The organism is Candidatus Centipeda massiliensis, from assembly GCF_900290285.1.
GTDB classification, from domain to species: Bacteria; Bacillota; Negativicutes; order Selenomonadales; family Selenomonadaceae; genus Centipeda; species Centipeda massiliensis.
Genome location: NZ_LT985754.1, coordinates 444,132 through 469,183, shown reverse-complemented (window position 1 = coordinate 469,183; position 25,052 = coordinate 444,132). Strand labels below are relative to the sequence as shown.

At 59.5% G+C, this 25,052-nt stretch carries 24 protein-coding genes and 1 tRNA gene; 7 read left to right on the top strand and 18 right to left on the bottom strand.

Annotated features, from left to right (window positions below):
- Positions 1-21 precede the first annotated feature (21 nt).
- The 5 genes from C8273_RS02330 to cooS all read right to left on the bottom strand — a co-directional run bounded on the left by C8273_RS02330 (position 22) and on the right by cooS (position 5,430).
- Positions 22-609, bottom strand: a complete 588-nt coding sequence (locus C8273_RS02330) for a FlxA-like family protein (RefSeq protein ID WP_159060729.1) — start codon at positions 607-609, stop codon at positions 22-24.
- A gap of 104 nt (positions 610-713) precedes the next feature.
- Positions 714-1,487: an ABC transporter ATP-binding protein gene (locus C8273_RS02325; protein WP_106626214.1), complete on the bottom strand. Its 774-nt coding sequence runs from the start codon at positions 1,485-1,487 to the stop codon at positions 714-716.
- On the bottom strand, positions 1,484-2,242 hold the full coding sequence (locus C8273_RS02320) for an ABC transporter permease (protein WP_106626213.1): 759 nt from the start codon (positions 2,240-2,242) through the stop codon (positions 1,484-1,486). Before C8273_RS02320 ends, C8273_RS02325 begins: the two co-directional genes overlap by 4 nt.
- 18 nt (positions 2,243-2,260) lie before the next feature.
- The gene (locus C8273_RS02315; protein WP_106626212.1) at positions 2,261-3,196 is read right to left on the bottom strand and encodes an ABC transporter substrate-binding protein; all 936 of its coding nucleotides are present in this window, start codon (positions 3,194-3,196) and stop codon (positions 2,261-2,263) included.
- Complete coding sequence (gene cooS, locus C8273_RS02310) at positions 3,193-5,430, bottom strand: anaerobic carbon-monoxide dehydrogenase catalytic subunit (protein ID WP_106626211.1); 2,238 nt, start codon at positions 5,428-5,430, stop codon at positions 3,193-3,195. The genes C8273_RS02315 and cooS overlap by 4 nt, the downstream gene beginning before the upstream one ends.
- 205 nt (positions 5,431-5,635) lie before the next feature.
- Here cooS and C8273_RS02305 point away from each other — a divergent pair, with 205 nt between their 5' ends.
- Complete coding sequence (locus C8273_RS02305; protein ID WP_106626824.1) at positions 5,636-6,349, top strand: EGFR-like transmembrane domain-containing protein; 714 nt, start codon at positions 5,636-5,638, stop codon at positions 6,347-6,349.
- Positions 6,350-6,417: 68 nt separating this feature from the next.
- Here the strand turns inward: C8273_RS02305 and C8273_RS02300 are convergent, their stop codons facing one another.
- The 4 genes from C8273_RS02300 to C8273_RS02280 form a co-directional block, all read right to left on the bottom strand.
- Positions 6,418-8,337: a TRAP transporter permease gene (locus C8273_RS02300; RefSeq protein WP_106626210.1), complete on the bottom strand. Its 1,920-nt coding sequence runs from the start codon at positions 8,335-8,337 to the stop codon at positions 6,418-6,420.
- A gap of 452 nt (positions 8,338-8,789) precedes the next feature.
- The gene (locus tag C8273_RS02290; protein ID WP_106626209.1) at positions 8,790-9,257 is read right to left on the bottom strand and encodes a DUF1850 domain-containing protein; all 468 of its coding nucleotides are present in this window, start codon (positions 9,255-9,257) and stop codon (positions 8,790-8,792) included.
- On the bottom strand, positions 9,254-10,228 hold the full coding sequence (locus C8273_RS02285; RefSeq protein ID WP_106626208.1) for a TAXI family TRAP transporter solute-binding subunit: 975 nt from the start codon (positions 10,226-10,228) through the stop codon (positions 9,254-9,256). Before C8273_RS02285 ends, C8273_RS02290 begins: the two co-directional genes overlap by 4 nt.
- Before the next feature lie 182 nt (positions 10,229-10,410).
- On the bottom strand, positions 10,411-11,382 hold the full coding sequence (locus tag C8273_RS02280) for a TAXI family TRAP transporter solute-binding subunit (protein ID WP_106626207.1): 972 nt from the start codon (positions 11,380-11,382) through the stop codon (positions 10,411-10,413).
- 163 nt (positions 11,383-11,545) lie between these two features.
- Here C8273_RS02280 and C8273_RS12950 point away from each other — a divergent pair, with 163 nt between their 5' ends.
- Entirely contained in the window at positions 11,546-11,695 is a 150-nt protein-coding gene (locus C8273_RS12950; RefSeq protein ID WP_234343797.1) for a secretion protein HlyD, read from the top strand.
- On the opposite strand, the gene C8273_RS02270 is transcribed toward C8273_RS12950, so the two are convergent.
- From C8273_RS02270 to C8273_RS02260, 3 genes are read right to left on the bottom strand one after another with little or no spacing between them, the layout of a single operon-like run.
- Positions 11,692-12,108, bottom strand: a complete 417-nt coding sequence (locus tag C8273_RS02270) for a hypothetical protein (protein ID WP_106626206.1) — start codon at positions 12,106-12,108, stop codon at positions 11,692-11,694. The two genes, C8273_RS12950 and C8273_RS02270, sit on opposite strands and share 4 nt — an antisense overlap.
- Positions 12,108-12,677, bottom strand: a complete 570-nt coding sequence (locus C8273_RS02265; protein ID WP_106626205.1) for a gamma carbonic anhydrase family protein — start codon at positions 12,675-12,677, stop codon at positions 12,108-12,110. The genes C8273_RS02270 and C8273_RS02265 overlap by 1 nt, the downstream gene beginning before the upstream one ends.
- A 21-nt stretch (positions 12,678-12,698) precedes the next feature.
- Positions 12,699-13,751, bottom strand: coding sequence for a hypothetical protein (locus C8273_RS02260; protein ID WP_106626204.1), 1,053 nt, complete (start codon positions 13,749-13,751; stop codon positions 12,699-12,701).
- Positions 13,752-14,259: 508 nt separating this feature from the next.
- Here C8273_RS02260 and C8273_RS02255 point away from each other — a divergent pair.
- From C8273_RS02255 to C8273_RS02245, 3 genes are all read left to right on the top strand, one after another.
- Positions 14,260-15,954 (top strand): methyl-accepting chemotaxis protein, encoded by a 1,695-nt coding sequence (locus tag C8273_RS02255; protein ID WP_106626203.1) that lies wholly within the window; start codon positions 14,260-14,262, stop codon positions 15,952-15,954.
- A gap of 347 nt (positions 15,955-16,301) precedes the next feature.
- Positions 16,302-16,520, top strand: a complete 219-nt coding sequence (locus C8273_RS02250; RefSeq protein WP_106626202.1) for a cation transporter — start codon at positions 16,302-16,304, stop codon at positions 16,518-16,520.
- 22 nt (positions 16,521-16,542) lie between these two features.
- On the top strand, positions 16,543-18,399 hold the full coding sequence (locus C8273_RS02245; RefSeq protein WP_106626201.1) for a heavy metal translocating P-type ATPase: 1,857 nt from the start codon (positions 16,543-16,545) through the stop codon (positions 18,397-18,399).
- A 350-nt stretch (positions 18,400-18,749) separates the two neighbouring features.
- Here the strand turns inward: C8273_RS02245 and nirJ2 are convergent, their stop codons facing one another.
- From nirJ2 to mtaB, 5 genes are all read right to left on the bottom strand, one after another.
- A complete protein-coding gene (nirJ2, locus tag C8273_RS02240; protein ID WP_199821004.1) occupies positions 18,750-19,922 on the bottom strand; it encodes a putative heme d1 biosynthesis radical SAM protein NirJ2 in 1,173 nt (390 codons plus the stop codon).
- 8 nt (positions 19,923-19,930) lie between these two features.
- Positions 19,931-21,121 carry a putative heme d1 biosynthesis radical SAM protein NirJ1 gene (gene nirJ1 / locus C8273_RS02235; RefSeq protein WP_106626200.1) on the bottom strand — a complete coding sequence of 397 codons (1,191 nt, stop codon included), beginning with the start codon at positions 21,119-21,121 and terminating at the stop codon, positions 19,931-19,933.
- A 23-nt stretch (positions 21,122-21,144) separates the two neighbouring features.
- Positions 21,145-21,783: a TetR/AcrR family transcriptional regulator gene (locus C8273_RS02230; RefSeq protein WP_106626199.1), complete on the bottom strand. Its 639-nt coding sequence runs from the start codon at positions 21,781-21,783 to the stop codon at positions 21,145-21,147.
- 172 nt (positions 21,784-21,955) lie between these two features.
- Positions 21,956-22,033, bottom strand: a tRNA-Arg gene (locus C8273_RS02225).
- Between the two features lie 58 nt (positions 22,034-22,091).
- Entirely contained in the window at positions 22,092-23,384 is a 1,293-nt protein-coding gene (gene mtaB, locus C8273_RS02220) for a tRNA (N(6)-L-threonylcarbamoyladenosine(37)-C(2))-methylthiotransferase MtaB (protein WP_234343795.1), read from the bottom strand.
- Between the two features lie 155 nt (positions 23,385-23,539).
- Here mtaB and fliD point away from each other — a divergent pair, with 155 nt between their 5' ends.
- Entirely contained in the window at positions 23,540-24,367 is an 828-nt protein-coding gene (gene fliD / locus C8273_RS02215; RefSeq protein WP_106626197.1) for a flagellar filament capping protein FliD, read from the top strand.
- A gap of 11 nt (positions 24,368-24,378) precedes the next feature.
- Positions 24,379-24,564 carry a YjfB family protein gene (locus C8273_RS02210; protein ID WP_106626196.1) on the top strand — a complete coding sequence of 62 codons (186 nt, stop codon included), beginning with the start codon at positions 24,379-24,381 and terminating at the stop codon, positions 24,562-24,564.
- A 59-nt stretch (positions 24,565-24,623) separates the two neighbouring features.
- Here C8273_RS02210 and C8273_RS02205 read toward each other — a convergent pair whose 3' ends face one another.
- Positions 24,624-25,049: a type II toxin-antitoxin system HicB family antitoxin gene (locus C8273_RS02205; RefSeq protein WP_106626195.1), complete on the bottom strand. Its 426-nt coding sequence runs from the start codon at positions 25,047-25,049 to the stop codon at positions 24,624-24,626.
- Positions 25,050-25,052 lie beyond the last annotated feature (3 nt).

Genomic DNA, 25,052 nt, shown 5'->3' with positions numbered 1-25,052 from the left:
CGCACAGCTAACCGAGAAACATCACGCACCGTGGCTCTTCTGTGCGGCAATCTGTCCTTCGAGTGTCTGAATCTGACGCTTGATCTCTGCGACGCGTGACTTCTTCTCGTCGTCGGGGACAGCGGCGCGCTTGGCGTCGGCGAGTTTTTTGCGCAGCTTCTGGAGGCGTGCTTCGAGCGGACTGCTCTGCTTGTCCCCATCCTCTTCGTTCGGAGCGCCGACCTCCGCCGCCGCATCGTCATCGGCGGGCACAGGCTGCTCCTGCTCATCGGTCGGATTTTCCTGCGCCTTCACAGCGCTTGCATTGTTTGCAGCTACCGGTGCCGTCTTGGCGGCGCGTGCCCCGTCTGGTGCCGTCAGCGTCGGCTTTGCTGTCGTGCTCGCGCCCTGCTGGTCTTCCGCCGCCGCGCCGCGCTGTGCGGCAGCGTACTTCTCACGCGCCGCATCACTGATCTCGACGCTGTATGCGGGAGCGTTCAGCCCGCCGGCGGCTTTCTGCGGCTCGTCCGGAGTCTTGACTGCCTCCGCCTTTTTCCCCGTGAGCGGGGCGAGTGCCTGCTGTGTTGCAACGTAGGCGGCCTGTGCCTGACTCTGTATTCTCATCGACATATTTTCCATCCTTCCCTATCCTCTATGGTTGCTTTTCTTCTCCCTTACTATTCGCTGTCCCTGTCGTTTTTCCTTCTATAATATGAAAAAATATAGGACTTTTATCATATATAGTATTCGGTGCCATCCTTCGGCTTCATCTCGAATGCGGCGAAGATGCGGTCGCGAATCCGGAGGAAATCGGCACTCGTGCGGTCGCGACGACCGTGGAGGTCGACAGGAATGACACAGCGCACCTGCCCCGGGTTCGGTGTCATGACAACGACGCGGTCGGCGAGGACAACGGCCTCGTCAATGTCGTGCGTGACAAAGATGATGGTCTTTCCCTCGTTGCGGCAGATCGCCGAGATCTCGTCCTGAAGTCCCATGCGCGTGATCGCGTCGAGCGCGGCGAACGGCTCGTCCATAAAGATGATGTCGGGATCGACGGCAAGTGCCCGAGCGATGGCGACACGCTGCTGCATCCCGCCCGAGAGCTCGGGCGGATGGCTGTGTGCAAAGTGTTCGAGCCCGACGACAGCGAGATACTTCCGCGCAATTTCCGTGCGCTCTGCAGGCGGCGTACTGAGACTCTCAAGTCCCAGCTCCACGTTTTTCTCGACTGTGCGCCACGGGAGCAGCCCGTAGTTCTGAAAAATGGTGACGTTCTTGATATGCGGCGCACACACCTCCTCGCCCGCAATGCGGATGCTGCCGCTCGTCACGCGGTCAAAGCCCGCAAGTGCCGCAAGGAGCGTCGACTTGCCGCAGCCCGAGGGACCGAGCAGGCAGATAAACTCGCCGCGCTCAATCGCGAGACTCACATGGTGGAGGGCGTGGAACTCCGTTCCATTTTTGTGGTAAACGCGGGAAACATCCGCGATCTCAATGTAGCTCATGCCTTTCCTCCCATGCCCCAACGCCGATAGAGCCGACGCTCCGCCAGCCCCATGACACTGTCCAGCGCCAGCCCGAGCACGCCGATGACGAGAATCGCCGCCATCAGAAGGTCGGCGCGGAGGTTGTTCCGCGCGTCGATGATGAGGAAGCCGAGCCCCGACTGTGCACCGACCATCTCGCCCGCGACGAGAAAGACCCACGCTGTACCGAGCGCGAGGTGCAGTCCTGTTGCAACCTGCGGGAATACGGCGGGCAGCAGGATCTTTGTGAAAAGCTGTGGTTGCCCGATGCCGAAGTTCTGCGCAACGCGCAGGTAGACGGGCTCGATCTTCTGTACGGCGGCAATGGTCGAAAGGAGGACAGGGAAGAATGCGGCGAGGAAGATGATGGCAATCGCAGGTGCCTCGCCGATGCCAAAGAAAAGGACGATGAACGGCAGCCATGCGACGGGCGAGACGGGGCGCAGCACCTGTGCAATGGGACTGAGATACGCCCAGACGCGACTGTACCATCCAAGCACCAGTCCAAGCACGAGTGCGATGAGGACGGAGGAGAGGTAGCCAACGGCGAAGCGGAGGAGGCTCGCGGCGATATCGTAGGCAAGTACGCCGCTCGCAATCAGCTCACCAAGTCCCGCGAGAGTTCTCGGCGGTGATGGAAACAGCGCCTCATTCCAGTCGCCGACCGTACAGAGAATCTGCCAGAGGAGAATGGTGACGGCGGCGCCGCCGAGGAGGTGACGCAGTGTCTGCATAGGCTACAGTCCTTTCATTTACGGCAATAATCGCTGATCCACAAACTCCTCATAGGAGGGAATTCGCGCGATCAGCCCCTCCGCCCTCATACGGTACGCAAGATCGTCATACGCGGCACGGCTGAGGATGGGACTCTCGTAGGAGATGTAGTCGAAGGAGGCGGCGAGGACATCGGGCTGCGTCTTGAGAAAGTGCCCTGCGATCTTCGCCTGCTCCTCCGGATGCTCCGTCAAGTGCTCCGACGCATCGAGGTAGGCACGTACCGCCGCGCGGGCGAGCTCCGTGTGTTCCTCTGCAAAATCGCCGTGAAAGACGAGGGCGCAGCACGGGCTGTCCTCCCACAGCTCGTCGCTGCGTGCGAGGATGTGGCCCGTACCGAGCAGGAGCGCCTGTGTCCCGAACGGCTCGGCGACGCAGTAGCCCGCGATCTGTCCCTGCGCGAGTGCGGCGGGCATCTCGGGCGGTGTCATCTCGACAACGGTGAGATCCGCCTCGGTCATGCCGCTGCGCGTAAGCAGCTCGTCGAGGAGCAGCTTGTGCGTGGACTGCTTGTGCGGGATGGCAAAGACCTTGCCACGCAGATCCTCCGCCGACTGCACCGTGGGGAGTGCAACGATGATGTTGCCATCCCTGTGGCCGAGGGTGGCTGCACGCACATCAATGCCCTGTTCGCGAGCCTTGACGGCAAGCTCGATGAGGACGGACGCGCCGTCGACGCGTCCCGTATTCAGCGCATCCATCAGCTCCGGCCACGAGCCATAGCGAATCAGCTCCACGCGCACAGGACCGTCCGCCGTCTCCCTCTCCTGCTGCGCGATGAGCGGCAGGGCATGGGTGGTCGGCAGATAGGCGATACGTACGGTGCGCGGGTCGCGCTCCTCTGCTGAGCGGAATCCAACGAACGCCGCAGCACAGAGGATGAGTATGAATGCGGCGAGAACGAGCCGCCTCATGCACCGACCTCCGCCAGTTCCTCTGCCGTCTCGGCAAGCTCCGCCGAGCTGTCTGCCGCCGCTGCAATGGGTGCGCATTCCGCCCAGCCGAGTGCCGCGCGCTGTGCGTCAAGATCCGCGAGAATCTTCGCAGCAAGACGCTTCGCATCCGTATCCACGGTCATGACTGCGCCGAGCGTCTCCTTTGTGTCGCGCTTGAGGAAGTTCATGACATTCGTCGAGCCGTGAATCGGAGCCTCGACGCAGTGATAGGAGTCGATGCCGAACAGGCGGAACGCGAGCGAGGCATCCAGCCCCTTTTCGTTCGCCCACTCGGGGCTGGTGAAGGCGTATGGCATATCCTTGATTGCAACGCCTGCCTCCGCCGCCACTCCTCCGAGGATGGTCGAGGCACGCGTGTTGTCCACGCACTCGCCCATGTGCCAGACCGGCGGCTGATCCTCCCCGAGGACGGAACGCAGCCCTGCACCCGTCTTTTCGAGTGCGGACAGACTGCAATAGCCGAGCTTCAGCAGGGGGAATGAGGCGCAGCCGTTCGTAAAGATGAGAACATCGTTCTTGATGAGCTCCTCGGCGATGTCCACAATCGCACGCTCGTAGACGACGCGCGGATTGTTGCAGCCGACCATGTTCACAATGCCGCGGATTTTCCCAGACCTCAGCGCCTCCGCAAGCGCGCCGTAGCCGTTATAGCGTTCGCGCACGGACTCCGCGCTGAATCCGATCTCTGCCGTCACCTCGTATGCCGGGATAAAGACAGGGATGTCGCGCCGTGCGGCAAAGCTTTCGATGGCGCGCGTCACAATCTTGCGTGCGATCTTCTCCGTGTCCTCCACATTGGAGTGGTGGTGATCGTAGGCGTAGTGCTCCGCGCCCGGCAGACGCGCGGCATCGCTCGTCGTGACAACCGTCGTCTTAAAGCAGCGTGCCACATCCATAATGGACGGGAACACGTCCTGCACGTCAGCGACCCAGAGATCGAGCGCCCCCGTGCCGAGCACCAGCTCCGCGCCAACTGCGTTCGAGAGTGGAATCACCCCCTCGTAACGGTACATCGCCGCAAGGCACGAGCAGCAGATCCCGTAGAACTGGATGCCCTCCGCGCCGTGCTCCTTTGCCAGCCGAACAAACTCCTCCGTCTTGCCGATGCGGACGATCTCGCTGACAAGCGTCGGCAGATGCCCGTGGACGGCGATGTTGACCCAGCCCTTTTTGAGCGCACCGACGTTGACCTTCGAGGTCGCGCGATGCCCGACGCCGAAGAGCGCATCCGTCGCGATGTTCGCCGCGACCACGCCCGTGTAGCAGAACGCCAGACCGCAGCGCAGGAACTGCTTCATCGTGCTCTGCCAGTCGCCGTCCGTGCCGCAGCCTGTGCGGTGGAACGCATCAAACACCTCGTTGTACGCACTGATGGGAAGAATGTCGAGCTTCTCCCACACTTCCTTGCGTTCGGCGGGCGCAAGTGCCGCAATGGAACGATACTCACCGGGAACGGGACGCGCAAGATCCTCAAGCAGCACGTCAGCGAGCTTGCTCGCGAGACGCTTCGTCGACTGCCCGCGCGTCTCGATGCCGAACGCCTTGCACACCTCACGGATGCGCTTTTCGCCGAGCAGAGGCAGCTTCAGCCTACCCTCGGCTGCGAATTTCAGAGAGAGCAGAACCTCGCGTGCATGAGCACCGTGCTGTGCCACGCCGCCCGCCGCGCTGCGCAGGAGGTTGCGGGCAACAATGAGATCGGCATCCGCGCCGCAGATCCCGCGCGGGCTCTTCGGTGTGATCTTGCACGGTCCCATGTTGCAGTTCTTGCAGCAAACCCCCGCCATGCCGAACGCACACTGCGGCTGCTGCTTGTCAAAGCGGTCGAACGCCGTATCACAGCCGATCTGCTCCATGTGCAGCAACATCTCGCGCACGGCGGGATCGGGTGTCTGTTCGAGAACATCCTGCTTCGACGGGAACGTCTTGCGGTAGTCCGAGACCGCCTTCATGTAGTCGTTCACACCGCCGTGGACGTGCGGATGCGCCGCGTCATGCGTGTGCGGCTGCCATGTGCCGTGCTCATGCGCATGATCGTGGTCATGACTGTGCCCATGTGCATGGCCATGATCGTGGTGATGATGTTCGTGCGTATGCCCGTCATGCGTGTGGGTGTGTGCATGCCCATGCACATGATCGTGACCGTGGGCGTGCTCATGCCCGTGGCTTCCTGCTCCCGTGTTCGCTGCCATTGTCCCATCCCCCTTTTATAATACATATATTTTTTATATGCGTGTAAATATATAACATATATGTTTTCTTGTCAACTCTTGTGCAAAAAAACTTTGTGCCAATCGTCACCTTGCAAAATGCGATGCGCTCATGTAGAATGAAAATGACTTTGTTTGGGAGATATTTGGGAGGTATTTTATGTTTATCGAAACGTGCAGAAACCGTATGCGCACGCTGCTTGGGGCACTGATGATCGGTGCGCTCGCGCTCACAAGCGGCTGCTTCAGCGGCGACGTAAATGTCGTTATCAACGAGGACGGCAGCGCCGACCTCAAGACCACGCTCGTCAGTGTGCCGATGCTCGCCGAGATTGTCGAGCAGAGCAAGACGGCGACGACGACGAAGAATCCCGACGCACAGGTCACGCCCGTGACGAAGGAGAATATGTCGGGCTACGAGATCACGGAGCACTACGCTTCGGTCGACAAGCTCGCGGAGAATGACTTCTTCAAGGCAAACGAGGGCAAGAATACGGGCATCACCGTGAACAAGAGCCTGTTCTACACGGACTACAACTTCGACCTTCTCTTTGAGGGCAGCCAGAACGGCGGCGGCGCGGGTGCATTCGCGAGCAACATCACGTTCACGTATCAGATGACGCTGCCCGTTGTGCCCACAAACTCGAACGCCGACCGCTCGGAGAACGACGGCAAGCAGCTCACATGGAACCTCGGCAAGACGCTCGTGACGGGTGAGTCGTCGAAGATCGAGGTCGCGTTTCGCCTCTGGCACAAAACGGCGATCATCGGCACCATCGTCCTCGTCGTCATCCTCATCGGCGCGGGTGCATTCTTCTTCCTCCGCAGGCGTAAGCCCGAAGAGGAGCAGCAGGTGCTTGAGGACGCTCCGATCGACATCACACCGAACGACAAAAACTAAAAAAGAACACACAAAGAGCCTTTCCCGCACGATGCAGGAAAGGCTCTTTTATCGTGCAATGACGAAGTTTATATCGCCGCCTTCTTCACGCGCATATACTGCATGGCAAGGATGACGGCGAAGAGTGCGCAGCCGATGAGATCGGTCGTGCCGCCTGGCTTGATCATGAGAAGGCCGGCGACGATGAGCAGGACGCGCTCATACAGGCGACAGTGATCGGCGAGGAAGCCGCAGAGTGCGGAGCTGACGGCGATCATGCCCGCGAGCGCGGAGAGCGTCGCGACAATGAGTGTCAGCGGGGTTGCGTCGACCATCAGAATGACGGGTGAGAGGACGAAGATGTACGGAATGATAAACGCCGCAATCGCAAGTTTCGACGCGTGTACGCCCGTCTTGAGCGCATTGCCTCCGCTGATGCCCGCCCCCGCATAAGCGGCGAGCGCGACGGGCGGCGTCACATCGGCAATGATGCCGAAGTAGAAGACAAACATGTGCGCCGCGAGGATGGGCACGCCCATCTGCACGAGCGCGGGCGCGGCAATGGTCGAGGTGATGACGTAGTTCGCCGTGGTCGGCACGCCCATGCCGAGGACGATTGCCGTAATCATGGTGAAGAACATCGCGGGAAGCAGCATGCCGCCCGCCATCTCGATGAGTCCGGAGGCGAGGCGCAGCCCGACGCCCGTCTTCGTGACGACACCGATGATGATGCCCGCCGCCGCACAGGCGATGAGCACGCCGAGTACCGCCTTCGCACCGCGCTCAAGCCCGTAGACGATCTCGATCGGCTTCATGCGCGTGGATTTGCGCAACATGGCACAGGCGATGGAAAGGACAATGGCGACCAGTGCCGCACGCATGGGCGTGTAGCCCGAGACGAGAAGGTAGACGATGACGACGAGCGGGATCGCAAGATGTCCGCGCTCCTTGATGAGGGTCAGCGGGTTTGGCAGCTCATTGCGCGGAATGCCCTTGAGCTTCTTCCGCTTTGCCTCGAAGTGCACGCCGAGCCAGACGCCTGTAAAGTAGAGGAGTGCGGGGATCGCTGCCGCCTTGACCACCTCGATGTAGGAGACGCCGACAAACTCCGCCATGAGGAACGCTGCCGCCCCCATGACCGGCGGCATGAGCTGTCCGCCCGTGGATGCCGCCGCCTCGACGGCGCCCGCGAAGTTCGGATGGTAGCCGAGCTTCTTCATCATCGGGATGGTAAGTGACCCCGTTCCGACGACGTTTGCGACGGAGCTGCCCGAGACGGTCCCCATCAGACCGCTTGAGAGAACGGCGACCTTCGCGGGACCGCCGCTCGCCCACCCCGCAACGGCGTTTGCGAGGTCGATGAAGAACTTGCCGAGTCCCGTGCTCTCAAGGTATGCGCCAAAGAGGATAAAGAGGAAGATGAACGTAGAGGAGACGCCGAGCGGGATGCCGAAGATGCCCTCCGTCGTAAAGTAGAGGTGGCTGACAAGCTGCTCGACCGAGAGACCTCGGTGCGCCAAAACGCCCGGCATATAGGGACCGAGGAAGGCATACGCGAGGAAGCAGAGGACAACGGTCACCATTGGCAGCCCGACGACGCGCCGCGTCGCCTCGATGACGAGCAGGATCCCGAGCCCGCCCACGACGACATCCGGCGTTGATACACTGCCTGCACGCGTCACGAGTTCACGGTACTGGATGACGATGTAGGCGGGTGCCGCCGCGCCGAGGACGGCAAAGAGGATGTCGATGGGATGAAAGAAGTTGTCCCGCGTCCATGCGCGGCGAAAGGGATAGAGGAGATAGGCGAGCGCCAACCCAAAGCCGAGATGAATGGCGCGCTGCAGCTGGGCATCGAGCACGCCGAAGGTCGCCGTATAGAGCTGAAAGACAGAGAATGTAATGGCGATGGCGGCGACAATCTTCTTCGGCCAGCCCGCATAGTGGACGGTATTCGATTCACGGTCGTATTTCTTGAGGACTGCTTCGGCAGTCTTGTGATCGGTCATAGAGAGTTCACATCCTTGATATCGTTCATGATAAGTGCGAATCCCACGCAGAAACCTCGTTGCGCAAGTGATCGTGCGCTTGTACGCGAGGGAATCACGGACGCATTCAGTTGTCCATCTTGGCACATCTTTTTCGCCCTCTCTGCGTCGATAAATCCTCAGCATAGCCACCGCTATGCTTCCGGTTTATCTCCTTGATAGGACGGAAAATCTGCACCAATCTGAACAGCATCATTGCGTTCGTGATTCCCCAATACCTGCGGATTCCAAACGCGCTGCGCTTGAACGAATAAAATCCACAGGGGGGCGTACCGCACACTTTTCTCACTTGCTTCTCTAGGTTTTGCTTAGGGATTTCGCACCCATCCGGCTAAGCTCGATTCATATCCACAATATTTCGCAAAAGGTCAACAAAAGAAAGATGAGGCCGCCGACCGGCAGCCTCGGTAACATCATAGAAAATACGTATACAGCGGTGCGACAACGAGATCGATGCGCGTGCCGACGGGGTACATCTCATAGACAGGGATGGTGCGCTCCCCCGCCGTGATGGTCAGCTCCGTGCCGACGCCCGTGCGGAGACTCAGCTCCTTGTAGTCGCGTTCCATATCGAGGACGAAGTAGTCCCCCTCCTGCCGAAACGTTCCCTCCTCGGAGAGGAACGGCAGTCCCACGCCGTGCGACTGATAGCGCGTGCCCGCGAGGTGAAAATGCCCGTCCGCGTGTGCGGTCAGGAACTCCTCGACGGGAGTCTTCTGCACGGAGTGGATGAAGTGGATCGTAAAGGGTACCTCATCGCGGATCTGCCGCGCGAGCACGATCTTCTTTCCGTCCGCCTGAAGAAAGAGTGCCGGTGCGCTCAAAATATCAAGCGCAACGAGAAGAACCGCTGCGCAAAGCGCTATCGCATAGGCTCTCATTTCTCGTTAAAGTACTTCTCCGCACCTGCGTTCATCGGCAAGGACATCCCCGCCTTTGCCGTGTCCTTCGTGATCTGCTTGCCGACGGCGTGCGCAGCCTGTAGGCGATCGAGATTCCCGAAGATCGCCTTCGTGATGCTGTAGCCGAGATCGGCATTCACCGTGGAGCCGGCGACGAGCATCGCCATGACGGAAACGCTCGGAATATCCTCATTAAAGCCCGCATAGGTGCCCGCAGGAATGACGGTCTTCGTGTAGAACGGATACTCCGCGATCAGCTTGTCCGCAATCTTTTCCTCCACGGGGAGCAGCCGCACGGGGTTCTGCGAGGCAATGTCCTGCACGGACGCCGTCGGATAGCCCGCCGTGAGCACGGCGACATCCACATTGCCATCCTTCAGCGCACTGGCACCCTCGGCGAACGAGAGGAACTGCGCATCGATATCGTCATAGCTGACGCCATACGCCGCAAGGATCTGACGCACATTCGCCTCGACGCCCGAGCCTGCCGCACCGACGGCGACACGCTTGCCCTTGAGCTCGGAGAGGCTCTTGATGCCGGAGGACTGGAGTGTCACGAACTGGCAGGTCTCAGGATAGAGTGAGGCGATGCCCTGGAGGCCGTCGACCTTCTTGTCCTTGAACATCTCCGTCCCGTTCACGGCGTAGTAGGTAATGTCGTTCTGCACCGTCGCGAGGTCGACCGCACCGTCGCGCAGCATATTGATGTTCGCAACGGATGCGCCCGTGCTCTGCGCACTCGCGTTCATGCCCGGTATATCCTTGTTCAGCACCTCGGCAATCGCGCCGCCAATCGGATAGTAGGTGCCCGCTGTGCCGCCGGTTCCGATGTTGAGGAACTTCTTATCTCCCGACGAGGCGGAATTGCCGCCGCAGCCGGTGAGAAGCGCGGCAGAGAATACAAGGACCGCACCTGCCGCAAAAATTTTCTTTACGGTAGAGATATTCATGTTCTTTCCCTCCATGATAAAATATGAAAAGTTCTCGAACTATCGTCGCATGCGGCGATAATAAACGTATCTTATCATAAGGAGCCCTCCGCACGCAAGCAGGGGGTTCCTTGTATGATGGTATACATGGGTATACAAGACAGTTCCGCATCGCCGTCGAAGGACGCGCAGCACGGCTGCACTCATTTGCCGTCGAAATACCTCTCCGCACCTGCGTTCATCGGCAGGGACATCCCCGCCTTTGCCGTGTCCTTCGTGATCTGCTTGCCGACGGCGTGCGCAGCCTGTAGGCGATCGAGATTCCCGAAGATCGCCTTCGTGATGCTGTAGCCGAGATCGGCATTCACCGTGGGGCCGGCGACGAGCATCGCCATGACAGCGACGCTTGACACCTCTTCATCAAAACCCGCATACGTTCCTGCAGGGATGACCGTCTTCGTGTAGAACGGATACTGCGCGATCAGATCGTCCGCGATCTTTTCCTCCACGGGGAGCAGCCGCACGGGATTCTGTGAGGCAATGTCCTGCACGGACGCCGTCGGATAGCCCGCCGTGAGCACGGCGACATCCACGTTGCCGTCCTTGAGCGCGCTCGCGCCCTCCGCGAAGGACAGGTACTGCGCGTCGATGTCGCTATAGGTCACGCCGTATGCTGCGAGGATCTGGCGCACATTTGCCTCCACCCCTGAGCCCACCGCCCCGACAGCAACGCGCTTTCCCTTGAGCTCTGCAAGGCTCTTGATGCCAGAGGACTTCAGCGTCACGAACTGGCAGGTCTCGGGATAGAGCGAGGCAATGCCCTGCAGTCCGTCGACCTTCTTGTCCTTGAACATCTCCGTCCCATGTGCGGCATAGTATGCAATGTCATTCTGCACCGTCGCGAGGTCGATTTCACCGTCGCCCAACATATTGATGTTGGCAACGGAGGCGCCCGTACTCTGGGCGCTCGCACTCATCCCCGGGATCTCCTTGTTCAGCACCTCCGCAATGGCGCCGCCAATCGGATAGTACGTCCCCGCCGTGCCTCCTGTGCCGATGTTGAGGAACTTCTTCCCCTCCACATCGGAGGTACCGTTGCACCCCGCAAGGAGTACTGCTGCCGCCGCAAGGATCGCCCCGACCGCAAAAACTTTCTTGACGGTAGAAATCTTCATGATACTCTCCTCCTGCCGACATCTTCAACAGTTCTCGAAATCATCCTACAATTTGTAGGCTGTGCCTGTATTTTATCACAAAAAAGCTCATACACGCAAGGTATGAGCTTTATGATTTTTATGTATAATTTTATCAGTGTTTCCCTAGGGAATCGCTGATAAAATGAAGTCCGCCGAGTTGGTGCAGATTTTTCGTCCTGTCAAGGAGACAAACCGGACGCATAGCAAGGGCTATGTGGAGGATTTGTCGACAAAGAGAGGGCGGAAAAGATGTGCCAAGACGGTGGTGCTGAATTTATCAGTGCTTCCCTAATTCTTCACGATCTCCGCTGCCTCACCGTTCGCCTTGGCGCGTGCAATGCACTCCTTGAGACGCGCGATGTTCTTCACATGGAGGTCAATGGCGAAGCGGATCCGCTTCTTCTCCTCCTCAGTGAACTCCGGCTTATCGTAGGCGGCGCGGATGCGCACGAGCCGTGCCTCCACATCGTGCAGCTCGTCCTCCATCGGGCGGACATGTTCGAGCGCACAGCCGTACACGGCGCGCATGGCATCCTCGACATACTGCGCATAGCCAGGCTCCCCCGATGTCTGCTCAAGCCATTTGGCGACGTGAAAGATGACATCGTAGGGCGACTCGCCGCCGTGAATCATGGAGACGATCTCCATCTTGATCTGCTGCTCTTTGCCGTGTGGCTGCCGGACGAGATCCTCTTCCGCCGCCATCAGATGATCTTTTCGCCGTGGTAGCGTTCCCCGCCAATCTCGGGATAGACGCCGTACTCCACAGACCATTCGCATTTGTACTTGAGCGCCTGCGCGTGGATGGTCGCGACGCGATCCATATTCTCACGCACGATCTTTGCAGGCACGCCCGCCACGAGCGAATTCGGCGGGATGACGGCGTTCTCCTTGACGACGGCACCCGCCGCGACAATCGAGCCGCGTCCGATCTTCGCCCCCGTCAGAACAGTCGCCCCCATGCCGATGAGCACGTGATCCTCGATCTCGCAGCCATGGATGCACGCACAGTGCCCGACCGTCACATAGTCCCCGATGATGCAGGGGGCATCGTCCGCGACGTGGAGGCAGGTAAGATCCTGTATGTTGCTGCAAAATCCGACGGAGATGTAGTCCACATCCCCGCGTGCAACCACGCCCGGCCAGAGGCTTGCATACTGCCCGATGCGCACATCGCCCGAGAGGAACACCTGCGGGGCGACGAACGCCTCCTCATGAATCTGCGGGACAATACCGTGAAAAGCGGGGAACCCCTCCCCTTTGAATGTAAACATAATGGATCCTTTCTAAAGAAATCATCCTTTTGCCTCAAATGCTTCCCCGCCGTACGCCGCATGATAGTAGCGGTGCGCAGCGAGGATCTCGGCAGGACGCGGTGCGGGGCGCATCGATATGATGTCCGTATCTGCGCACCTCTTGCGGCGCACGCCGCGCTCCTCCTCCTCTGCCGCGTCGAGCGCGGTATTGGGGAGGCTCTGATAGTCCTCGGAGTTCGCGTACTCCATCCACTCGCGCTGCAGGGCGCGCAGGAGGTAGACCTTCTCGCTGTCGAGCGGGGTGAGCTTGCCGGACTCCTGCGCCTGGCGAAGCATATTCTCCATCTCCGCGCGCGAGAGTACGCGGCGGTTGCCGTACTGGTCGCGCGTTGAGGGTCCCGGCTGGAAGCCCTTCTTCTCTGCCTCCGCGTCATGGGCGTCCGCAGCCGCCGTATGCTCCGCCGTCTGTGCCGTCTGTGCGCCCGCGCCCTCCTCTCCGAGCGCCTCACGACCGAGTGCCCCCTGCATCTCTCCACTCGTCGGTGCGGCAGCGCCGCCCTCCGTCAGCGGTGCATCGAGTGCATCTCCCGCAGCATCCGCACCGCCCTCCGTCATCACGGGCGAGGGCGCACTTCCCTCAGCGGAGCCGCTGCCGATGCCGTGAAAGCTCGGCGCATCACCGCTGCCCGATTTCATCTCGGCAAGCACGGCGATGTTCGCCTGTGCGACCGCACGCAGCGCCTCATCCTTCGTCTTGGCACGTTTCAGCGCACGCGCGAGCACCTCGCGGCGCTCCTCGATCCGCTCGACCTTCTCATAAAGGTCGGGGTTGTTCTCCTTCAGGTACTGCTTATCCGTCGCAGAGAGTTTCTGTCCCTGCCGCAGCTTCTGCCGAATCTGCAGCTCGCGGTTCGCGTCGCTGTTTTTGTTCGTCTTCTGCGCCTCATCCGCTCGCACTCTGCTCGGCTGTACGGGCGTCCCCATCGCCTGTGCAAGGCTCTGCCCCGTCTTGATGCGGTACTTCATCTCGCGCCTGAGGTTCTTCATCTGCGCATAGTCGCCGATTCTTCCAATTCCCTCAAAAAGTGCCATACCATTACCTCCGTGTAATGCAATGTCGTCCTATATTATGGGTATCGACAAATCATGGGTGATGCAACAGTATTGTACCGTATTTTGGGCAAAAAAAAGGCTGACAATGCGCCAGCCCATATTTCTGCTATCATTTGGTCGTCCATGCACAATCTCTCTTTATGATAAACAATTCCGTCGTGCAGACACTAATCAACCGGCCAAGTCCCGAGGTGCTCCCCCACCAAGGTCGGCTAATCGTTCCAAACGCAGCCATGCACCGCCCCCATTGTCCTCAGCGGACACTCGATGCACGGTCAAAGCAGAAATTACGGAAGTAAATTTATCATATTCATGCCGTGGACGCAATAGTGAAAAGCCCCTTTTTTTAAAATTTTTTTCTTTCGATTAAAAAAATCATTGACATAGCGCCTCATCGGGTGCAAAATAACCACGCACACGGTTTATGCTGCGTGACTGCACGGGAACAGCCATGCGGTACGGGAAAAAGAATGAGGAGGAGATCACTATGGGACAGCGAATGCCCATCGGGCTGCAGCTCACGGGACTCGTCGGCAGCGTCATCGCACTGATGATCGTGCTGCTCGCCGTCGTACTCTATGAGTTCAAGTCGACGAGTGCCGATTATCAGCATCTGCTTTCCGTGACGGTCAAGAACAGCATCACGCTGCTTGAGGCGGAGGATGACTTTCATCAAGGGCTGAGCGAGCTGCGCGGCTACATCATCACGCGCGATTCGAGCCGTGCAACGGATACGGAGAACGCGCTCAAGAAGGCGGACGCGAATCTCAGCACGTTTGCCGACAATGCGGTCAACGCCGACGCGAAGGCACGCGGCGAGGAACTGCGCAAGGCAGTGCACGACTATACAGAGAAGACGAAGAACATCATCGCCCTCTACCAGCGCAACGACATTGAGGCGGCGACGGCGGCATCCACCGAACTGCGCAAGAAGACAGACGAGATCGACGCACTCTTTGACAAGGCAGCCGAGACCCAGACTGCTGTGCAGGAGCAGCGGCTTGAGAAGCTGAACAGCAACGTCGATCACATCTTTATGATCGTGCTCACCATCAGCATCGTTGGCATTATCGTGATTGGCGCGGCGGCGACATGGTACGCACGGAAACTCGCCGGCCGTCTTACCAAGCTGCGCGGTGAAGTCGGCAAGCTCGGCAAACTTGACCTCTCGTTCCAGGGCACACGTGCGCTGTGGAACGACGAGATCGGCGATATGGCAAACGAAATGCTCGAAATGAAGGATGCGCTGCACCACATCGTCCGCTCCATCCAGACGGAGGCGGACAACCTCACCAAGGCAAGCGGCGACCTCTCGAACTCTGTCCAGTCACAGATGCAGGTCTCCGAGAGCATCGCCCACACGATCACGGATGTCGCCTCCGATGCGGTACACAACAACAGCAGCATCAGCGAGATTACGACCGCCATTGAGCAGGTCAGCGCGCGCACCGAGGAGATGAGCGCGAGCGGTGTCCATGCGAACCAGACCGCATGCGACGCGGTGGACGACGCGAACCAGGGTATGAAGTACATCCATCAGCTCGTCCAGCAGAATGATACTGTCAGCAACGCCATGACCGAGATTGCACAGGTCTCTGAAAAGCTCGTCACGAGCTCCGATGCCATCAAGAACGTCGTCACTACCATCCGTGAAATCGCGGGTCAGACAAACCTCCTCGCACTCAACGCGGCCATTGAGGCGGCGCGTGCAGGCGAGGCAGGACGCGGCTTTGCTGTCGTCGCCGAGGAGGTCAGGAAGCTCGCGGAGCAGAGCTCTGCCGCCACAAACGAGATCGAGCAGACGATTGCCAAGATGGTCGAGAGCATTCAAGTCGCCGCCAATGCCATCGAGAGCGCCGAGGAGAAGGCCGCGGCAAGCGAGGAAGTCACGATTGCAACGGAAAAGAGCTTCGACTCCATCCGCAGCCGCCTCGAAGATGTCCGCGCGAACATCGAGCAGATCAGCCAGGCGGTCGACCACACGGCGAACGATATGCAGGATGTCGTCGGCAACGTCCAGAACATCAGCGCCGTCGCTGAAAAGACCGGTGCGAACGCCGAGACTGTCGCCGCCGCCTCCGAGGAGCAGAGCGCGAGCCTGCATGACGTGAGCGACAACGCCGAGGCACTCGCACAGACCGCGACAAAGCTCAACGACATCGCGTCGAAGTTTAAGCTGTAAGATATTCTTCAAAGAAAAGGCTGTCACACGAAGTTTTCTAGCTTCGTGCGACAGCCTTTGTTATTATGTCAGCGATATCGCGCTACAAGCCCCCCTTCCACCGCTTACGCGGTCCCCCTCCCCCGTTTCGACGGGGGAGGCTGGTTACGTGAATCACGGCATATCAGCTTCCCCCGCCAGAGCGGGGGAAGTGGCGAACGCAGCGAGCCGATAGGGGCGCTCGTGCAGCAGCCACTTTTTCTTGCAAAAATAAAAATACTGCATGTTGACAAACACTTCCTCCTCCCTTATAATCACAATATGTGAATAGTTGTTCATATATCATTTAAATAAAGGAGCGGATACCCATGAAAAAGGCATTCAAGTTTCGCGATATCGACTGCGCTCACTGCGCTCAAGAGATTGAGGATGCTGCGGCAAAGATCGCGGGCGTGAACAAGGTGCGCATCAACTTCCTCAGCGAGCGCATGACGCTCGACGCGGACGACGCGCGCTTCGACGAGATCGTCGCAGAAATTAAGAAGATCGCCAAGACCATCGAGCCGGACGCCGTACTCGAGGCTTAATTCGGAGAAAGGGGAGACAGCAATGACGAAGAAGCAAAAGAGAATGCTCATGCGCATCGGCGGAGCAGCAGCACTCTTCATCCCGGGAATGATCCTCGAAGACACAATCGTTGGCGTTGTGCTCCTCCTCGCAGCTTACGCTCTCATCGGCTGGGACATTCTCTGGCGCGCGACGGTGAACATCCGCCAAGGACGCGTCTTTGACGAGAACTTCCTCATGGCAGTCGCCACCCTCGGCGCAATTGCCCTCGGCGACTACTCCGAGGGCGTTGCCGTCATGCTGCTCTATCAGATCGGAGAGTGGTTCCAGGGCTACGCCGTTCACCGCTCCCGCCGCTCCATCTCCTCTCTCATGGACATCCGTCCCGACACGGCATGCGTCCTGCGCAACGGTGCGGAGGAGGAGGTATTCCCCGACGAGGTCGAGGTCGGCGAGACCATCATCGTCCGCCCGGGGGAGCGCGTGCCGCTCGACGGGATCATCCGAAAGGGCGAGGGGCTGCTCGACACCTCCGCGCTCACAGGTGAATCCATGCCCCGCGCAGTACGCGCGGGCAACGAGATCATCAGCGGCTGCATCAATCAGACCGGCGTACTCGAGGTGGAGGTCACAACCCCATACGAGGAATCGACCGTCGAGCGCATCCTCTCGCTTGTGGAGGAGGCGACGGATAAGAAGGCGACCACCGAGACGCTCATCACGCGCTTTGCCCGCTGGTACACGCCCGCCGTTGTCATCGGCGCAGTGCTCCTTGCCCTCATCCCGCCGCTCGTCACGGGTGATCCGTTCTCCATGTGGATCTACCGCGCACTCACCTTCCTCGTCATCTCCTGCCCCTGTGCTCTCGTCATTTCCGTTCCGCTCTCCTTCTTTGCGGGGATCGGCGGTGCGAGCCGCGCGGGCATCCTCATCAAGGGCGGCAACTACCTGGAGGCTCTGGCAAAGGCGGACACCGTCGTATTCGACAAGACCGGCACGCTCACAAAGGGCAGCTTCCACGTCGCGAGCGTCATCCCCGCCGAGGGATTCGCAGAGGAAGACGTGCTCTTTTACGCGGCGAACGCCGAGCGCTACTCCACCCATCCCATCGGCCGCTCCATCCTCCGTGCCTTCACGGGCAACGGCGGCACAACCGAGGACACGGACGTACACGCGATGGAGGAAAACGCAGGCCGCGGCATCTCCGCGCATATCAACGGGCATTTCATCCTGCTCGGTACACATGACCTCCTCACAGCAAAGAACACGGTAAACATCCCTCCCGTCCCCCACACGGGCGCGGTCTACCTCTCCATTGACGGGCGCTTCGCAGGTGTCGTCCACGTCGCAGACGAGATCAAGGAGGACGCGGCGGAGGCGATCCGCGCCCTGAAGGAGCGCGGCATCCGTGAGACCGTTATGCTCACGGGCGACACACGCCCAATCGGCGCGAGTGTCGGCAAGCGCCTCGGCATCGACACCGTCCATGCTGAGCTGCTCCCGCAGGACAAGGTCGCGCAGGTAGAGACACGTCTCGCAGCGCAGCAGGAGGGCAGAACACTCGCCTACGTCGGCGACGGCATCAACGATGCCCCTGTCCTCGCACGCGCCGATGTCGGCATCGCCATGGGTGCACTCGGCTCGGACGCGGCAATCGAGGCGGCGGATGTCGTCCTCATGACTGACGAGCCGCGAAAGATCGCGACCGCCATCGACATTGCACGCAAGACCATGCGCATCGCATGGCAGAACATCACCTTCGCCATCGGCATCAAGGGCATCGTCCTCGTCCTCGGTGCAATCGGCTGGGCAGGGCTCTGGGCGGCGATCTTCGCCGATGTCGGTGTCACCGTCCTCGCTATCTTCAACGCCATGCGTGCGCTGAGCGTAAAGGAATGACTTGCATCGCAGCCTCGTATCTGATATAATAAAGACACAAAAAGAGAACCGTGACAAGACGGCTACCTCTTCACATTACACGGTTATAACCGCTCGTGCTTGGTAGGTAGGGCGGTTATTTCTTTTTCACGCAGATAATGTAGCCAGTGACGAGGATCAACGCAAGGATGAACTCGTAGTAACTCATATCGCAACACCTCCCACTTACAGGATCGGGAAGGTGAAGAATGTAGCCGCCATAGCTTATCAGAGGGTTCTCTGTCTCTATTATACATTCATTTGTTCGACGTGCAAGTAAATTTTTCCACACAAAAGCCCCCGACACTCGTCGGGGGTTTTCGTACGTCTATCTATGCTTCACCGCGCCGCCCGTGATACAGGCACCACGGCTCCTCCGCCATGAAGTCGCCGTCATGGTAGTACGCGGCACGTGCACGGCAGCCGCCGCAGGACTTCTTGTAGCTGCACGAGCCGCAGCCGCCGCCGTAGTCGAGCGTGCGTAGCTCTTGGAACACCTCATTCCGCGCCCAGATCTCATCGAACGGAGTCTCGCGCACGTCGCCCAGCTCGCGGTTGAGGTACGCACACGGCTGCACCTTGCCGCGCGGGCTGATGATGCAGTACGTCAGCCCCGCCAGACATCCGCGCGTAAAGCGCGTATCCACGCCGAGCTGGTCGGCGATGCGCAGGAACTGCGGCGCACACGTCGGCTTCAGCTCGATGTCCACCGTCTGCTGCTTCTTCATGATGCGCGAGAGGACATCCTCATACGCCTCTGCACGCAGCGACTCCTCCTCGATCGTCTCCGCGCGTCCCGTCGGCACGAGGAAGAAGAAGTGGTGCGCCTTTGCGCCGATCTCCACGGCGAAGTCCGTCATCGCCTCAAGCTCGTGCGCATTCCAGTCCATCACCGTCGTATGGATCTGGAACGGCAGCCCCGCCTCACGGCAGTTCATCATGCCGCGCACCGCGCCGTCCCAGCCGCCCGGGAACGAGCGGAACGTATCGTGCTTATTCTTGTCGAGCGAGTCGAGCGAGATGCCCATGCCGCACGCGCCCGCTTCCTTCAGCGCCTTTGCCATCGGCAGGTCGATCAATGTCCCGTTCGTGCCGAACACGGGGATCAGACCGAGTCCGCGCGCGTATGCGACGAGTTCGAGGATGTCGGGGCGCGTCAAGGGCTCTCCGCCCGAGAAAATCATGATGCGGAAGCCCGCCTTTGCGATCTCGCGCAGGAGCTTCTTGCCCTCCTCCGTCGAGAGCTCCTCGTCCGCGCGGCAGCCCGCGTCGCGATAGCAGTGCGCGCAGTACATATTGCACGCGTTCGTCGTATTCCACGAGATGATCTTCACCCCGCCGCCCGCAACGCCCTGCGGGTGTCCCTTCGGCATCCCATGTGGATGGGCGCCGGGGTGTCCCATACCGTGCGGATGTCCGCCCGGATGTCCCATCGCGTGCGGATGCCCCACCGCTGCGTGTGGGTGCCCGCCCATCGCGCCCTGTGCGGCGTGCGCCGCCTCCATCGGGGCGCTCACAGAGCCGCCCTCCGCACGCCGATCTCCTCATCCGTCAGATAGCAGGACGGATCCGACTCCCAGAAGTCCCCTGTCCGTGCCTCGGCTCGCGTGCGGAAATTGCCGTTGCACCAGCTCAGGTACTGGCACTTCGCGCAGCGCCCCTTGAGGAGGGGTTTGCGATCCTTTAGCCCCGCGAGAATCGGATGCGTCATATCCTGCCAGATATCGCCGAACTTGCGCTCGCGCACATTGCCGAACGTATGATGCTGCGTGAACTGATCGGGGTGCACATAGCCGAGGTGATCGACCTCGCCGAACGCAATCCCCGAGCGGTTGCCCCCGTTTGCGCCGATCAGCTTCTTGATCTGCTCCGCCCCCGCATCGTTCCCCTCGGCGAGCGCCTTCAGATACATATAGACCCCGTCGCAGTGATTGTCCACCGTCAGGATCTCCTTCTTGAGCCCGCGCGCCTCAAAGTCCTTCGTCCGCGCGATGATCGTATCCATCGCCCGCCGCGACTCCTGTGCCGTCACATCCTCGTCCATCATCTGACCGCCGCGCCCCGAGTAGACGAGGTGGTAGAAACAGACGCGGTTGATCCCCTTCTCCTCGATGAAGTCGAAGATCTTATCCAGCTCCATGATATTGTGATGGTTGATCGTAAAGCGCAGCCCCACGCGCTGCCCCACGGCGACGCAGTTCTCGATGCCCTCCATCGCGCGCTGATACGCGCCCTCGACCCCGCGGAACATATCGTTGACATCCGCAAGCCCATCAAGCGAGATGCCGACATAGCCGACGCCGAGATCCTTGATCCGCTGCGCCACCTCGCGCGTGATGAGCGTGCCGTTCGTCGAAAGCGTCGGACGCACGCCCGCATCACGCGCATACTCCGCCAGCTCGAAGAAATCGGGGCGAATGAGAGGCTCACCGCCCGAGAAGAGGAGGACAGGAACCTTGAACTCGGCAAGCCCGTCGATGAAGCGCTTTGCCTCCTCCGTCGTCAGCTCACCCTCGTACTTCTGCCCGTCCGACTCCATATAGCAGTGGCGGCAGCGCAGATTGCACGTGCGCGTCGAGTTCCAGACCACGACAGGACCCATGCCCTCCGCCGCACCGCTCTTCATACGGTGCGCGTTATGCCCGTAGCGCAGCGCGTCGCCGTAATACTCATCCATAAAAAGAAGCTTCGTTACACTAATCATTGAGTTCTCCTAATACACAAAATCTAATCACAAGCGGGCTGCTCATTCCGCTTGCGGATGCCATCGAGAAGCAGCCGCGTCTTGAGCGCGATGTTCTCCTGAAAGCTGAGTTCAAGCTGGCTGAACGCCGCCGCCTGATAGAGCGAGTGAAACATCTCCGCAATGAGATCAACCGGCACATCACAGCGGATCTCGCCCGCTTCCTGCCCCGCGCGTATGATCTCCGTAAAGACCTGCTTGATCTGCGGCGTCATGCGGCTGTTCGCCGGTTTTTCCTCGTATTTCTCCCGCTCTCCTGCCTCCGCTCCGCCGTGCATTGCGTGATGGGAAGCCGAGAGAAAGAGCGGCATGACGAAGCGATTCTCGTCGAGGAACTTCGCCGTCACGCGTGCCCCCACCTCAAGCAGTTCGAGCGAACTGCGCTCCGCCGCGCGTGCTTCTGCAAGCGCAATGCGGATCGTCTCGCCCAGCCGCCCAAGCAGGGAGAACAGCAGATCCTCCTTGGAGTTGAAATAATTGTAAAACGTCCCGATCCCGAGATCCGCCGTACTCATGATATCGGCGACCGACGTCTCCTTGTATCCCTTCCTCGAGAACTCACTGATCGCCGCCTCAAGAATCATGCGCCGAGACTGCAGCTTCTTGCGCTCGCGGCGGCCCATATTTTCCTCCAAAAGAACTTCACCCTTTCTTTTGACCTTCCCTGTTATTATAGCGAAAAACAATCCATTTGAAAAGGAAAAAATGAACGGCGTTCATATTTTCATTCTCATCGATGTAATTGAGAACAAAGAAAAAGGCGTTGGTCTTTACCAACGCCCTGCATCCGATTTATGGTGACCCAGGAGGGATTCGAACCCCCGACCCTTTGATTCGTAGTCAAATACTCTAATCCAGCTGAGCTACTGAGTCACGTGTCTCGCGACTTGATTATAATAGCAGATACGTGAGCGTGTGTCAAGAGATTTTTTCAAAGGATCTCTCCCCACAGCCCATCTCTATAAAGGTGCGTCAAACGCATCGGCACGATCTCCCCGCGTGCGACATCTGCATCCGTATAGACGCGGACGTACGTCTCCGTCAGACCGTCCGTGATGCCGTCCTCCTGCGTCTCAAACAGCACCTCTTGGACACTGCCAAGCTGGCTGCGGTGATACGCCTCCGCCAGTTCCTGTGCAAGTGCCTGCATCCGCGCCGCACGCTCCTTGCGCACCGTCGGCGGCACCTGATCCGTGCGCTGCGCCGCAGGCGTCCCCCGCCGCGCTGAGTAGGGAAAGACGTGCATCCGTGCAAAGCCCATGCGCCGCACAAAGTCCACCCCCGCCGCGAAATCCTCCTCCGTCTCCCCTGGAAAGCCCACAATGATATCCGTCGAGATCGCAACGCCCGGCACCGCCGCACGCACGCCCTCAATCAGGCGCGCAAAATCCTCCGTCGTATAGTGACGGTTCATCACACGCAGAACATTGTCACAGCCTGCCTGCAGCGGCAGATGCAGATGTGCGGCGAAGCGCGGCTCCGTCCGTATGAGTTCGAGAAGCTCCGCCGACAGCTCCACCGACTCAAGCGATCCGAGCCGCAGCCGCTTCAGCCCCCTGCAGGCAAGTGCCGTACGGCACGCATCCGCGAGCGTCGGACGTGCAGCGAGGTCAATGCCGTACGCCCCGAGATGGATCCCCGTCAGCACCACCTCATGAAAGCCCGCCTCCGTCAGCAGCGTGACCTCCCGTGCCACAGCGGAGAGCTCGCGCGACTTCACAGGACCGCGCGCGTAGGGAATGATGCAGAACGTGCAGAAGTTCTGGCAGCCATCCTCGATCTTGAGGAACGCGCGCGTACGGTGCGGCATCGCGTGCAGCGGGATATCCTCAAAGACACGCGCCTGCATAATGTCCGTGATCGTGCCCACCGTCCCTGCGTCTGCGCGCAGGGACTCCTCCACATAGTCTACGATCCGCGCGCGCTCCTTTGTCCCGATCACGACGCGTACCCCTTCGAGCGCACGGATCTCGGCGGGTGCGACCTGTGCATAGCAGCCCGTCACCGCAATGCACGCGGCAGGATTCGTGCGTGCCGCACGGCGGATCAGCTGCCGCGACTTGCGGTCGCTCAGATGCGTCACCGAGCACGTGTTGATAACGTAGACATCCGCCCGCTCCTCGAACGGCACGACATCGTAGCCGCGCGCACGGAACAGCCCCTCCATCGTCTCCGTCTCGAACTGATTCACCTTGCAACCGAGCGTCATAAATGCAGCCTTCACGCCGCACCTCCTCCACAAATATTTTCCTATTCTACCACAAATCAAACGCTCCGCAATAAATTTTTCTCGTAAAACTAATGACATTTTTGCAAAAAACGATATAATAGTAGATAGGATTTTATTCCCATGCCATGACCATGGAAGGGGGAACATACATGGCGACCATTACACAGATGACCGGCGCAGCGCGCAGCATCTACCGCTCGCTCTACGCCAACAACTCGCGCACGGACGCAACGGCGGCACTCTTCGGCGATCAGACCCGCAGACAGCGCGGTTCAAGCCTCTACTCCGCGCAGTACCGCGGCAACGACTCCAGTGCGCAGGAACTTCGCTCGATCATGGACATTGCGAACCAAGCGCGACAGCTGCGCAAGTCCTACACGGAGACAAGCTCCAAATTCTACGCGGAGTACGACACGAATATGAAGGATCTCCGCAAGGCTGCGGGCAAGGTCGGCGGGATGGACTACCAGCTGAGCAGCTCCGACATCACTACGAATGCAGACGGCTCGAAGAGTTACAGCGACAAGCTCAAGTCCGCCATCAGCAACGTCAAGGATCTCGTCAGCCAGTACAACGAGACGAGTGACTTCCTGCGGGACAACCAAAGCCTCGGCAAGGGTGTCCGTCAGCTCACGACCGAGTTCTCCGACACCACGTACAAGGCGGACTCCTACGCGAAGATGGGCATCACCGTCGATGCCAAGACGGGCAAGATGAGCGTGAACGAGAGCCGGCTCGCCCGTGCACTCACCGACTCGCCCGCACAGTCCGAAGCAATTCTCGGCAAAGGCGGACTCGCCGGACGCGCAGACCGTCACGCACAGTATGCACAGATGGCAAAGAGCCGCGTCATCCCCTCGATGGAGCAGGCAATCGGCAGCCAGCTGAACTACGCATCGAATCTGCTGAACGGCAGATCGCTGCCCACCATGTCGCGCTACTCGAATATGCTGAACCTCTTCAGCATCTATGTCTAAGGAGAAAAGAAATGGATCTTACAATGGATGTAGCACAGATGTCCGTCGGAATGCACCAGATGCAGGCACAGCAGAGCCTTGGCATCGCCGTCGCAAAGATGGCAATGGACTCCGGCAAGGATGCCCTCGATCTCATCGAGGAAACCACCGCGAGCCTCGACCCGAGCCTTGGAAACAGCATCGACGTATCTGCATAACTACATGAAAACCCCCGCCGCATGGACATTTGTGCGGCGGGGTTTTTTCATGTAGTCATTCATGCCCTCATGCGATCTGAGGGATTTTCAGCAATACCAAGGTAGGATTTCAAAGCATTTTGCAGAAGGTGCGAGTAGTTTACCTTTTCGCGACGTGCAAGAACATCAAGCCATCGAGGAATGGTAACCGTCTTATTCGTCGCCTTGTTGCTCATCTTCTCACGGAACGGTGGCATCCACGCCTCGATGATCCCGATGCTTTCCCCATGTGTTGTCTTGATCTCCATCAGAGACGTGGGAGAGGGAACCGCCTCCGCATCCTCTTCTATTCCATAGAGATGAAGCTGCAGTGCCTCCTTCGCACGTACAAAAGCTTGCTCCATTGTGTCTGCACAGGTCAGACACCCCGGCAAATCTGGAAAGTACACAGACACGCCATCCTCATCCACATGAAAAACAGCAGGGAAAATATAGGTATCCTTCACAAG